Origin of the sequence: Chryseobacterium sp., assembly GCF_022712095.1 — a bacterium.
In the GTDB taxonomy this organism is placed as follows: Bacteria; Bacteroidota; Bacteroidia; order Flavobacteriales; family Weeksellaceae; genus Chryseobacterium.
Window position 1 is genome coordinate 1 of the sequence record NZ_JALAHD010000040.1, and the last position, 12,183, is coordinate 12,183.

Below are 12,183 nucleotides of genomic sequence, written 5' to 3' on the forward strand. Positions count from 1 at the left end.
CATCAGGTTATATTTTTTTAAACAATTATAAAATTTATCAATTAAATAAAATCAAATCAATAGACATTATAAATCACATAAATCGATTTTATTTCCTCGGAATCGCCGGCCTGTCAGCCTATATTTGCCCTGAAAAATAATTACATTAAAAAGATAATTTATGAGAAAAAGCAGTATTATTCTAGGTTTACTTACTGGTATTGTGATGAATGCACAACAACTGACAACTAATACAGGAGCGCCTGTAGGAGACAATCAGAATTCAAAAACGGTAGGAAACAACGGCCCTGTCTTATTGGAAGACTTTCATTTAATCGAAAAACTTGCAGCATTTGACAGAGAGAGAATCCCTGAAAGAGTGGTCCATGCAAGAGGTGCTGGTGCTTATGGAGAATTTGTTGCTGACGCTGATTTTTCTGATGTCACCATGGCCGATTTTTTATCACAGGCCGGTAAAAAAACACCACTTGTGGTAAGGTTTTCCATGGTAATTCATCAACAGGGTTCACCGGAAACGTATAGAGACCCACGTGGTTTTGCCGTAAAGTTTTACACTAATCAGGGAAATTATGATCTGGTAGGAAACAATTTACCCGTATTCTTTATCCGAGATGCCATGAAGTTTCCCGATATGGTTCATGCATTTAAACCTTCACCTATTACTAATGCGGCATCTGATCCTAACAGGGTTTTTGATTTTTTCTCTAACCTTCCGGAGTCTACCCATATGCTAACATGGTTATTCTCTGATTATGGTATTCCTGCCAACTACAGAGAAATGCAGGGAAATGGGGTTCATGCTTACAAATGGGTCAATTCCAAAGGTGAAGTTACCTATGTAAAATACAAATGGGTTCCTCGCCAAGGGAAAAGAAATTTAACTCAGGAAGAGGCTAATAAAATACAATCTACCCAGATAGAGCATGCTACTTTAGATCTGTACAATGCTATTCAAAACAAAAATTTCCCAAAGTGGGATCTTTATGTACAAATGCTGAAAAGAGAAGATTTTGACAAACTGGATTTCAATCCTGTAGATGTTACCAAGATCTGGCCTGAATCTGTTGCTAAATCAGTAAAGGTAGGTACTATGACTCTTAATAAAAATGTGGACAATTATTTCCAGGACGTAGAACAGGCTGCTTTTGCACCAAGTACATTAGTTCCGGGAATTGAACCTTCAGAAGATAAATTGCTACAGGGAAGGTTATTCTCCTATGCAGATACCCAACGTCACAGAATCGGTGGAAACTTCCAGCAATTACCTGTAAATGCAGCAAAAAATACGGTAACTACTTATAATCAGAATGGATATATGTCCATAAGACCTCAAAAAGGAGATGTTAACTATCAACCAGCTACAAGCAAACCTGAAGTAGTAGACAATAAAAAATTCAAATACTCTCAAACCATTATACCAGCAGGAGCTACCATTACACAAGCTGTAATAGACAAGGAAAATAATTTTAAGCAAGCCGGGGAACTATACCGTTCTTTCTCAAAAAAGGATCAGGATAACCTGATAAAGAATCTGGGTGATGCTTTGAATGCGACTAAGGATAAAAAAGTCGTTGCTAAAATGATTTCTCATTTCTATCAGGCGGATGCTGAATATGGAAAACGTCTTGCAGCTTATGTAAAAATGGATCGTACTCAGCTTGAAGCTTTAATATCTTCTAAATAATTATTATGAAATATATAATCTCTTCATTTTTATTCCTGCTTACATTTTATTCGGTAAAAGCACAGGATATATTTTCTTACGCCCGAGCCAATAATGTCACTGAAATTTCCAAATTTAAAGCTGATATCAACAAAAAGAATGATCAGGGCTACACGCCTTTAATTCTGGCTGTTTACAACAACAGTTATGAGGCAGCAAAATGGCTGCTGGAAAACGGGGCAGAACCGGATTTACAAGATAATAACGGGAATACAGCATTGATAGGTGCGACTTTTAAAGGATACTATAATATGGTCCAGCTCCTGCTTTCTTATAAAGCCGGAGTAAATGTGAAAAATTATAATGATGCCACAGCACTTATTTATGCCTCTGTTTTTGGAAAACCCGAAATACTCAAGCTTTTGCTGGAAAATGGTGCGGATAAAAGCATGAAGGACAACAGAGGAAATACTGCCTTACAGCATGCTATCATGCAGGGCAATGAAGAGGCTATAAGGCTTTTGGAAAAATAAACTATTACTGAGACCTTGCTTTATGCAGGTCTTAGTTTTTATGAATATACCTGGAAAGTTTAATTCCGAGATCCGTCCAAATAATCTTAGGGTTTCCATTTCTTGTCAGGTGCAGGTCCGCAGTATTGATCTCTTCTAAAATACTTTCAATATTTGCTCCGCTTATAAATCTGGAAAAGCTTTCCCAATTAAAACCATTTGCATTGATCTTTTTATAAACCAGTTCTTCTGATTGATAGTTTTGCAAAAGAGCTAATCTGAAAATTTCCGAACAGTAATCCAAAAAGTTTTTCTGTCTTTCCCGGTTCCATCCGGCAATTTCTCTTGCCCAAAAAATAATATTCTTAAGAAACTCCGGCTTTTTCTTTACCTGAAAAGCATCCCTCACCCACTGAATAAACAGTTTCTCAAAATCCTGATGACTACTCCCTGACTTCAGCAGTTTAATGGCCTCATTAAGATTTCCCTGAGCTTCATGAACAATTTCACGGGATTTTTCTTCCGTAGTATTATATTCTTTTTGAAGATATGCCTGCAGATCTTCATCCTGAATTCTCGGAACTTCCACCACCTGTGTTCTCGAAAGAATGGTAGGAAGTATATCGTTGGTATTTTCAGCAGTAAGCAGAATAATGGTTTTTGCAGGAGGCTCTTCCAAAAACTTAAGGAATTTATTCGAAGCGGATACATTCATCTTATCAGCTCTCCAAACAATTAAAATCTTAGTTCCTCCCTCATAACTTTTAAGAGAAAATTTTTGGTTCTGATCATCAATCTCATCAGCAGAAATAAACAGCTGCTTATTTTCAGAATCTAAGAAAGCTGTCCAGTCATCATAACTGGCGTAAGGAGATTGAAGAATCATTTCCCTGAATTCCTCAAATTTATTTTTACTCAGAGAGTTTTTATTATCCGTATACACCGGAAAACTAAAATGTAAATCCAGATGGTTTAAATGTTCTACTTTGGCAGCGGCATGTTCATTTTCATCTTTAAGTATTTCTCTGGCATACGCCAAAGCCAAAGGCAAGGTACCATACCCTTCTTTTCCTACGAAAAGCTGAGCATGACTCACTCTGTTTTCAGCAATACTATCCTTGAGTAGTTTTTTTAGATTTTCCTGTCCGGCAATATTCTCCCAATTCATGTTCCAAATATAAAAATCTTATTTCAATTTATAAATTAAGTCTGCTTAAAATATATAAAACTGCAAAGTCCTATTATTTACTTGCCAAATTATAGAAAGCATCAATAATTTTCTGCCTGTAAAACTTAATTTTAGGAATATATTTGTATTGGAAAATTTCAAAAAATATTCAACTATTTTTATAATTTTCAATTAAAATCAATAAACTAATGGAAAAAAATTTAGAGCAAAAAATAAGAAGAATATTTGAGCAACAGAAAGCTTTCTTCAAAACGAATCAAACAAAAGACATTGAATTCAGAAAAGCTCAGTTAAGAAAGTTCCGTGAAATTTTTGTACAGCACACGGACGATCTTTGTAAAGCTTTAGATATTGATTTGGGAAAAAGCAGAAAAGAATCTGAATATGTGGAAATCCAAATTGTGATCAGCGAACTTGATTACCTGTTGGAAAATATTGATGAATGGGCACAACCTAGTCCTGTACATTCAAAGCCACACCCGTCAGGAGCGGAAGTTTTGAGTAAAATTACTTATGAACCATACGGAGTCAGTTATATAATCGGACCATTCAATTATCCGGTTCAGTTAACATTCAGCCCACTTATCGGAGCTTTAATCGCCGGAAATACAGCTATTTTAAAGCCGTCAGAAAATACACCTCACGTTGCCCGGGTTCTTGAAGAGATCATAAAAGCATCTTTTGATGAATCCTATGTAGCAGTTATTCAGGGAGCTGTCGAAGAAAATACACTTTTATTAAGTCTTCCTTTTGATTATATATTCTTTACAGGAAGTCCCAATGTAGGAAAAATTGTAATGAAAGCTGCTGCTGAGCAATTAATCCCATTGACTTTAGAATTGGGAGGAAAGTCTCCAACTATTGTCCATAAAGATGCAGACTTGGATAAAGCGGTAGAAAGAATCTCTTATGGAAAATGGATTAACTGCGGCCAGACTTGTGTTGCTCCGGATTATATTTACATTCACGAATCTGTAAAAGATAATTTTATTGAAAAGTTCAAAGCCTATATCAAGGCTACTTATGAAGGTTCTTCTTTAGGGAAAATCGGGAAAATTGTAAGCCAGAACCAGATTAAACATCTTACAGGTTATCTGGATGCCGCTCCTGAAAAAGTAATTTATGGAGGAAACTATGATCTTGAAACCCGCCATTTCGAAGCTACTTTAATGGATAATGTAACCTGGAATGATCAGGTTATGCAACAGGAGATCTTTGGTCCCATTCTTCCTATTTTGGCTTATCAGGATATCAATAATGCCTTGGAAGAAATCAATAAAAGGCCTAAACCTTTAGCATTGTATGTCTTTACGGAAAACCAAGAACTGGCAGATTACGTTTTGAGGCAGACAACAAGTGGTGATGCAGAGATTAACAGTACGATCATCCATGTAGGTTCTCATTTTTTACCTTTTGGTGGTGTAGGGACATCAGGAATGGGCAAATACCATGGAAAATTCAGTTTTGAAAATTTCAGCCATATCCGTTCCGTACTTCAGGTAAAATAATTATATACAATTTTATATAATGATAAACAAGACTGTCTTCTTTAAGGGCAGTCTTTCTTTGTATAATATAATTAATCTTCAATTGAGAAAAATTTACATTCCTCTTTTCAATAAAACCCCTTAACAAACTTTAACCCCATATAATTTTTACAATTCATTAATATTTAAGATATTTGCGCATTATTTTAAAAATAAAGAATGAAAAAAATCTTTGTACTATCATTCATATCAGTTGGTTATTTTCTAGATGCACAGAGTTTAAGTAACTCACCATATGCTACTTACGGAATTGGGGATGTAAAATATGATAATACTATTGAAACTACTTCTATGGGGGGGATTTCAACTGCTTATATAAGTGATTTCAATAGCAACTTCAACTTTGCGAACCCGGCAAACAATTCCAATTTCGAGCTGACAAGTATTAAACTGGAAGCTACCAATGAAAATAACTACTTCAAAACTGATTATAATAATACGAAGTCTAACAAGCATTCTACTTATTTATCCAATATCGCTTTAGCATTTCCGCTATCTCCAAAGATGAAAATGGGAATCTCTTATCAGCCTTACAGCTCTAAGAGTTATGAAGTACTTACTACTCAAACGTCTGAAAGTGGTATAGCTTATACTAACCGTTTCAAAGGAAGTGGAACACTTAATACCGCCCAAGCTGCCATTTCATATAAAATCAATCAGCAATTAGCGGTGGGAGCAAGAGCCAATTTCTATTTTGGAAATTTATATGACGTTAATGAGATAACAGCTGTTAATAATGCTGAATTGGTTAATGGGTATGAAACAAAAAACAGTATCAAGAATTTCAACTTTACGTTAGGGGCAAGTTACCAGAATTTAAATACCCGTACAGACCGTAAGTTCACTATTGGAGCGACAGCTACTTTCGGGAATACTCATAACATGACTACGGATTACACAAACAGTACCTATACCTATGCTAATGCTGATGAAACCAAAGCTAATCAAACCATTATAGAACAAAGAAGCACAAACTCCAAAAACCTTTTACCACTTCAGGCTTCATTAGGTTTGGGATATGGTAGTGAAAACCACTGGTTTGTTTCTTTACAGGGGGATTATAAGAAAGGAGAAACAATCTCTTATTTTGGAAACACATTCAATTTTCAGGATTCTTACAGGATTTCTGCTGGAGGATGGTATTTACCAAACTATAATAACTTCAGAAGTTATTTCTCTCGTGTAGTATACAGATATGGTGCTTTCTATGAAAAAGGAAATATCCAATTATACGGAACTAACATTAATAAATTCGGTATTTCTGCTGGAGTTCTCCTACCGTTCAAGAATAGTAGTATTACAAGAATGAGTGGTCTTGAGCTAGGTGTGGAAGTAGGAAAACGGGGAACACTTAAAAATGATCTGATTAATCAGAATTTTATTAACTTCCGAGTAGGCTTCAATTTTGCTGATAAATGGTTTAGAAAATCTTTATATAACTAGAATGAAGTTATTCAACATATCATATAAAAATATAGCATATCTTTTTAGTTGTGCTATATTTTTTATATTTACATCCTGTGAAGAAGATCTTACCAAACAAAATGGAAACCAGAGTAAGAATTTTCCCTCACAGATCATTAATAATGCTAAAATAGTACAGAGAGATTCCGGGTTTGTAAGTTTGAGGGCATATGCCCCTATTATTGAAAAGTATGAGCTAATTGATACACCTTATGTAGTTGCCCGCAAAGGAATTAATATAGAGTTTTTCGATAAGAAAAAACCTAAAATCCCGGGAAAGATTACAGCTAAATATGCACGTATCTTTGAATCCAAGAAATTCTATGAAGCAAAAGGTGATGTAAGAATTACCACCAATGAAGGCCAGCGTTTTGCAATGCAAAGTATTTTCTGGGATCAGAAAAAGCAGAGAATCTATACAAAAGACACGGTTTTTGTAACAATGGAAGATGGATCTACGTTAGTAGGAGCCAACGGCATGACTGCTAAGGATGATTTTTCCGAATACACTTTCTTTAATAACTCAGGAAACTTCAGTACTACAAAATTATCTGAATCCAAAAAATAATATTTCATCATGGTATTTCACGCTATAGGATTAATGTCCGGAACCAGTTTAGATGGACTGGATGTCTGCTATGCAAAGTTTGAAAATACCGATAAAAAGTGGGTTTTTGAAATAATAAATGCCCAGACACTTCCTTACCCTACTGAATGGGAAAACAAACTAAGAAATTCAATTCATCTTTCATCTGAAGACTTACTGGAACTCAATAGCGAGTATGGGTTTTATCTTGGAAAAGCGACTCATGAGTTTATCAGCAAGCATCAATTAAAGGACATCGATCTTATTGCTTCTCATGGTCATACGGTATTTCATCAGCCTCAAAAAAAATTCACCCTACAGATCGGAGATGGCAGAGCAATAAAAGCTATAACTACACTTCCTGTTATTTACGACTTCAGATCTCAAGATGTACTGATGGGTGGAAATGGTGCACCGCTTGTTCCTATAGGTGATGAACTCCTGTTTTCTCAATACGATGCCTGTCTTAACCTAGGAGGCTTTTCCAATATTTCATTAAAGAAAAATAACCAAAGGATAGCTTTCGATATTGCTCCGGTAAATATTGTTTTAAATAAACTGGCTCAAAAACTTAATCTCAGTTTTGACAATAACGGGGAACTTGCAAAAACAGGACAAATAGACCAGACCTTACTTTCTCAATTGAATCTGCTTTCATTTTACAGTGAGCCTCACCCGAAATCATTGGGTGTAGAATGGTGTAATCAATATATCTTTCCTTTATTGGAAGATAAGGAAATTTCGGAACTATTGAGAACATTTACAGAGCATATAAGTTTTCAGATTTCCAAAGTGATCAATGAGAATAAAGTACATTCTGTTTTATGCACGGGAGGTGGGTCTTATAATTCTTTTTTAGTCAAAAAGATAAGAGAGAAAACTTCAGCCGAAATCATAATTCCTGACCACGAAATAATTGATTACAAAGAAGCTTTAATTTTTGCCTTTATGGGGGTCTTGAAATGGAATAATCAGATTAATGTCTTAGCTTCTGCTACCGGCAGTTCTCAGGATCATAGTTCTGGACTTGTAGTATAAGGAACCGCAAACTATCTTTTTAAATTGATATGGGGTTAATAATATAATCTGTTTTGTCAAATTATTCATCAAACATAATTTTAACCCAAAGATTTAATAATAAAAGATTCTTTAGCTTCAGTCTAAATAAAAAAATCCCAGCCAATCTAATCGGTGAGATTCTTTATATTCTGAATACACTTTTACAAGTGCTTCTCTTATTTGTAAACTTCTATTTTATCTGTCAATGCATTGATAAAATTCTGTAAAGGTTTTTCTACCATCATTTTGATGAATGGATTGAACTTACCTTCAAAAAGCATTTGTACTTCAGTCTGATCTTCACTGATAGGGTTCAAAGTTGCTGTTAATGAAAAATCCAGACTTGAGCTAGCAGATTTTAAAACAGCTTTCTGATCAGTAACTTCATCTATTTTCAAAGCTATTTCAGGCATTCCCTGTAATCCAAATTTAAATCCATCCTCTCTGCTTTCAAACTTCTGAAGACCGTCCGGCATAAATTCCTTGTAATTCTCAGGTGATTTTAGCAATTCTGTCAATTCCTTAGATGATTTATTGACAATAATTTTTCGTCCTTCTAAATTCATTTTTTATTTTTGTATTTAAATTCTTAACTCCTACAAATATATGTATAAAGTTTTTGTGAACGAAAAAAAATTGTTACTCTCTAAGCAACCTGAAAATATTGAAAAAAAGCTGAGTTATGAAGGTTCCACTACTTTAGAAATTGCATTGGATCTTTTAGAAAATACCTCTACGGAGGAACTGAATATTTTTGGAGATAATATAGAGGTAATATGGCAGGAATTTCAGAATCTTTTCAGAATCGTAGAAGCTGCTGGTGGTATTGTAAGTAACAGTCTGGGAGAAATCCTTTTTATCAAAAGATTAGGCAAATGGGATCTTCCCAAAGGTAAAATGGAAAAAGGTGAATCAAGAGAAGAATCAGCCATCAGGGAAATTGAAGAAGAAACAAATCTGAGCAATGTAGAGCTCGGTGAATTCATTAATACCACTTACCACATTTATATCGAAAGAAACGGTGATAAAATTTTAAAATGTACCCACTGGTTTGCCATGAACTTTCAGGGAGAAGACACATCGAAGCCTCAGATAGAAGAAGGTATTACTGAAGTCGCCTGGAAAAATACCTCACAAATAGAAAGTGAAGTTTTCCAGAATACATTTAAAAATATCAAATTGATCTTAAAAGAATTTTGGAATAAGGCTAAATAAAATCAATAGCCTTTTCCAGAGAAATCCCTCTCGATCCTTTTAGTAAAACATTATCCGATTGAATCCTGTTCAATTTCAAATAATCGATCAGTTCACCTGTGCTTTCAAAAGAAGTTGAGGAAGCATTAATGTGTTTAAAATTCTTTCCTACTGTTATAATAGTATCAAAATTCAAGCTTTGAGCCAGCTCTAGTATATTTTTATGTTCTTTCTCAGTCTCTTCACCAAGCTCCAGCATATCACCTATGATAATGGTTTTGCTTCCCTCAAATGTCACGAAGTTCTTTAATGAAACTGCCATAGAGCTGGGATTAGCATTATACGTATCCAATACTAAAGTTGTATTCTCTTTTTTTACAATCTGTGATCTCATATTGGTCGGTACATAATTTTCAATGGCCAACTTTATTTTATCAAAATCGATATCAAAATGAAGTCCCAGACTTACAGCCGCACACAAATTAGTAAAATTATATTCCCCCGTAAGCTTTGATATTACTTTCTCGTCTCCATACATTAAGCCCACGAAATGTTCTTCTGAAAATAGGCTAAAATTATAATTTGAAGTATTTTTTCCAAAAGTAATTTTCGGATGATAATGTTCAGTCTTTTCTATCTGGATTGGATCATTTTCATTAACAAGAATAGTTTCCTCATGTGCTTTCAGGTAATCATACAATTCAGATTTTCCTTTAATTACTCCTTCAAAACCTCCAAAACCTTCCAGATGAGCTTTTCCAAAATTAGTTATATATCCAATATTCGGTTGGGAGATAGTACAAAGCAATTCTATTTCTTTTTGATGATTGGCTCCCATTTCGACAACAGCTATTTCATGTTCCGGCTTAATGGATAATATCGTAAGAGGAACTCCTATATGATTGTTCAGATTTCCCAATGTATACTGGACGTTAAATTTTTGAGAAAGGACCTCATGAATTAATTCTTTTGTGGTAGTCTTACCATTGCTTCCGGTAAGCCCTATAACGGGAATATTAAGCTGATTCCTATGATAGACGGCCAATGCCTGCAAAAATCCTAAGGTAGAGGGAACATAGAATATATTTCTTTCTTTATCTTCATAGTCCTTTTGCTCTACAATTACAGCCAGAGCTCCGTCTGCTATTGCTTTTTGCGCAAGGGTAGCAGCATTAAAGTTTTCTCCTGAAAATGCCATAAAAATATCATTGAAACCTATTTTACGGCTATCGATTGTAACCTTATTAGCTTGTAAAAATAAGGAGTAAAATTCTTCTATATTCATAGTTCAAAAATAAAAAAACCTTCCGGAATTCCGGAAGGTTTTTTATAAGTATTTTGATAAATATTATCTTCGAGGTCTGCTTTTGTCGCTTGCTCTAGCATCTTGTGCTACACGGAATCCAACCCATCCGTAAGCCTTATTTTGATTTTTATATCTTCTTTGACCTGGATCCAACCAGTATGCTGTATCCTGCCAAGAACCACCTTTTACTACTCTTATATCATTGGAAATAGCTGAAGTTCTTTCTTTAGTGTCTCTCTGCATAACTACTCTACCATTAGCGTCCACTATAAATCTGGATTTTGGTGAATTATACATGTCGAAAGATGACGCAGAGTCTGAAGCTCTATAGTATTCTAATGACGACTGTCTGTCACCATCTCTATAATTTCTGTAATCAGCGATAGTTTCTCTTTCAAACTGACCAGGTAAATTTCTATATACCAATCTACCGTCGGCTAAAGTATCATATTTGATATTGGTTTCATCCACCATTTTGTAAGTTCCGTCTCCGTTTCTTACAATAGCCTGAGGCATATTTCCTCTGTAGTAGTTGAAATCGCTATAATCTTCATCAATAATAGGTCTGTATACATCCGCTGTCCATTCTGCAACGTTACCATACATTCCATAGATTCCTAAATCATTGGATGGATATTGTCTGACATCTGAAGTTCTTGCAGAACCGTCATTTTTCCAACCTGCAATTCCTGAATAATCACCTCTACCCATTTTGAAGTTTTCAAGGAACATTCCTCTGTCTCTTCCTTTGGTACCTCTCAATTTTTCAATTTCAGGTTTTTTACCTAGGTAGCTGTTATATTCTCTATTTTTTTCAAGACCAAGAGCTGCATATTCCCATTCCACTTCTGTAGGAAGTCTGAATTTTTGCACCATAGCTGCTGCAGGGGCTCTGTTTGCTGCAAGAAGCCTTTGGTTTGTAGTTTTCAAACCTGTTCTTTGCTGCATTCTTTGTTCATTTATATATCCTTGAATTTCAGGATCATTCGACTTGAATTTATCCATATTAAATGCAGTACCTCCCTGATTATTAGATTCGTTCATATACAAATCTTTAGAGATAATACCGGCATTCATTAAAGCTTTTTCATTAGCTCTATCTGTAAGCCATTCGCAATATCTGTTCGCTTGAGTCCAGGAAACTCCTACCACAGGATAATAGTCGAACTCAGGGGAACGGAAATAAGTTTCATTGTAATCGTTTCTGGATAATTTGTTGTCCCATAATAAGGTATCAGGTAAAGCTCCTGTATAGATTTCCTTAAAACTAGGATCACTTGGAGGAAATACATACTTCAACCATGTAAGGTATTCACGGTATTCATAATTAGTAATCTCTGTTTCTCCGATAAAGAAAGAACTTACCTGCATTCTTCTAGGCGAGTTATTCCAATCGTGCATAACATCATCTTTCACTAATCCCATTGTAAAAGTTCCACCTTCTACATATACCATTCCAGGCCAACCTTTTTGCTTCTGTTGCTTTCCTGCAAAAAACCAACCCTGTTTTTCGTTTGGCTTCCAACCTGTCTTGCTGACAAATTTTTTAGTACCGCCACCTTTGCTAGTACCTGAACCACCACAGCTGGTTAATGCAAGTGTAGAACTCAATGCTATTAATGAAAACAACTTTAGTTTTTTCATAGTCGATATAAATATTTTC

At 35.0% G+C, this 12,183-nt stretch carries 11 protein-coding genes; 7 read left to right on the plus strand and 4 right to left on the minus strand.

The window, feature by feature from the left end:
- The first annotated feature begins 160 nt into the window (after nucleotides 1–160).
- Entirely contained in the window at nucleotides 161–1,684 is a 1,524-nt protein-coding gene (locus Q0A18_RS02075; protein ID WP_292008511.1) for a catalase, read from the plus strand.
- 5 nt (nucleotides 1,685–1,689) lie between these two features.
- Entirely contained in the window at nucleotides 1,690–2,196 is a 507-nt protein-coding gene (locus Q0A18_RS02080; protein WP_292008512.1) for an ankyrin repeat domain-containing protein, read from the plus strand.
- A gap of 31 nt (nucleotides 2,197–2,227) precedes the next feature.
- Here Q0A18_RS02080 and Q0A18_RS02085 read toward each other — a convergent pair whose 3' ends face one another.
- Nucleotides 2,228–3,343, minus strand: a complete 1,116-nt coding sequence (locus tag Q0A18_RS02085) for a DNA polymerase III subunit delta' (protein ID WP_292008513.1) — start codon at nucleotides 3,341–3,343, stop codon at nucleotides 2,228–2,230.
- A gap of 209 nt (nucleotides 3,344–3,552) precedes the next feature.
- On the opposite strand from Q0A18_RS02085, the gene mdlD reads away from it, so the two are divergent.
- The 4 genes from mdlD to Q0A18_RS02105 all read left to right on the plus strand — a co-directional run bounded on the left by mdlD (nucleotide 3,553) and on the right by Q0A18_RS02105 (nucleotide 7,999).
- On the plus strand, nucleotides 3,553–4,872 hold the full coding sequence (mdlD, locus tag Q0A18_RS02090; protein WP_292008514.1) for an NAD(P)-dependent benzaldehyde dehydrogenase MdlD: 1,320 nt from the start codon (nucleotides 3,553–3,555) through the stop codon (nucleotides 4,870–4,872).
- Between the two features lie 198 nt (nucleotides 4,873–5,070).
- The gene (locus tag Q0A18_RS02095; protein WP_292008515.1) at nucleotides 5,071–6,354 is read left to right on the plus strand and encodes a hypothetical protein; all 1,284 of its coding nucleotides are present in this window, start codon (nucleotides 5,071–5,073) and stop codon (nucleotides 6,352–6,354) included.
- Between the two features lies 1 nt (nucleotide 6,355).
- Nucleotides 6,356–6,943: an LPS export ABC transporter periplasmic protein LptC gene (lptC, locus tag Q0A18_RS02100; protein ID WP_292008516.1), complete on the plus strand. Its 588-nt coding sequence runs from the start codon at nucleotides 6,356–6,358 to the stop codon at nucleotides 6,941–6,943.
- Nucleotides 6,944–6,952: 9 nt separating this feature from the next.
- Entirely contained in the window at nucleotides 6,953–7,999 is a 1,047-nt protein-coding gene (locus Q0A18_RS02105; RefSeq protein ID WP_292008517.1) for an anhydro-N-acetylmuramic acid kinase, read from the plus strand.
- Between the two features lie 197 nt (nucleotides 8,000–8,196).
- Here Q0A18_RS02105 and Q0A18_RS02110 read toward each other — a convergent pair whose 3' ends face one another.
- Nucleotides 8,197–8,586, minus strand: a complete 390-nt coding sequence (locus Q0A18_RS02110) for an SRPBCC family protein (protein ID WP_292008518.1) — start codon at nucleotides 8,584–8,586, stop codon at nucleotides 8,197–8,199.
- Between the two features lie 55 nt (nucleotides 8,587–8,641).
- Here Q0A18_RS02110 and Q0A18_RS02115 point away from each other — a divergent pair, with 55 nt between their 5' ends.
- Nucleotides 8,642–9,235 carry an NUDIX domain-containing protein gene (locus Q0A18_RS02115; RefSeq protein ID WP_363315937.1) on the plus strand — a complete coding sequence of 198 codons (594 nt, stop codon included), beginning with the start codon at nucleotides 8,642–8,644 and terminating at the stop codon, nucleotides 9,233–9,235.
- Here the strand turns inward: Q0A18_RS02115 and murF are convergent.
- Nucleotides 9,228–10,499 (minus strand): UDP-N-acetylmuramoyl-tripeptide--D-alanyl-D-alanine ligase, encoded by a 1,272-nt coding sequence (gene murF / locus Q0A18_RS02120; protein WP_292008520.1) that lies wholly within the window; start codon nucleotides 10,497–10,499, stop codon nucleotides 9,228–9,230. The two genes, Q0A18_RS02115 and murF, sit on opposite strands and share 8 nt — an antisense overlap.
- Before the next feature lie 63 nt (nucleotides 10,500–10,562).
- On the minus strand, nucleotides 10,563–12,164 hold the full coding sequence (gene gldJ / locus Q0A18_RS02125) for a gliding motility lipoprotein GldJ (RefSeq protein ID WP_292008521.1): 1,602 nt from the start codon (nucleotides 12,162–12,164) through the stop codon (nucleotides 10,563–10,565).
- Between the last annotated feature and the right edge of the window lie 19 nt (nucleotides 12,165–12,183).

Bases quoted from the DNA above. Each gene is read 5' to 3' on its own strand.
- Q0A18_RS02105 (WP_292008517.1), top strand. From the start codon at position 6,953: ATGGTATTTCACGCTATAGGATTAATGTCCGGAACCAGTTTAGATGGA.
- Q0A18_RS02110 (WP_292008518.1), bottom strand. From the start codon at position 8,586: ATGAATTTAGAAGGACGAAAAATTATTGTCAATAAATCATCTAAGGAA.
- murF (WP_292008520.1), bottom strand. From the start codon at position 10,499: ATGAATATAGAAGAATTTTACTCCTTATTTTTACAAGCTAATAAGGTT.
- Q0A18_RS02080 (WP_292008512.1), top strand. From the start codon at position 1,690: ATGAAATATATAATCTCTTCATTTTTATTCCTGCTTACATTTTATTCG.
- Q0A18_RS02085 (WP_292008513.1), bottom strand. From the start codon at position 3,343: ATGAATTGGGAGAATATTGCCGGACAGGAAAATCTAAAAAAACTACTC.
- Q0A18_RS02095 (WP_292008515.1), top strand. From the start codon at position 5,071: ATGAAAAAAATCTTTGTACTATCATTCATATCAGTTGGTTATTTTCTA.
- Q0A18_RS02075 (WP_292008511.1), top strand. From the start codon at position 161: ATGAGAAAAAGCAGTATTATTCTAGGTTTACTTACTGGTATTGTGATG.
- mdlD (WP_292008514.1), top strand. From the start codon at position 3,553: ATGGAAAAAAATTTAGAGCAAAAAATAAGAAGAATATTTGAGCAACAG.
- lptC (WP_292008516.1), top strand. From the start codon at position 6,356: ATGAAGTTATTCAACATATCATATAAAAATATAGCATATCTTTTTAGT.
- gldJ (WP_292008521.1), bottom strand. From the start codon at position 12,164: ATGAAAAAACTAAAGTTGTTTTCATTAATAGCATTGAGTTCTACACTT.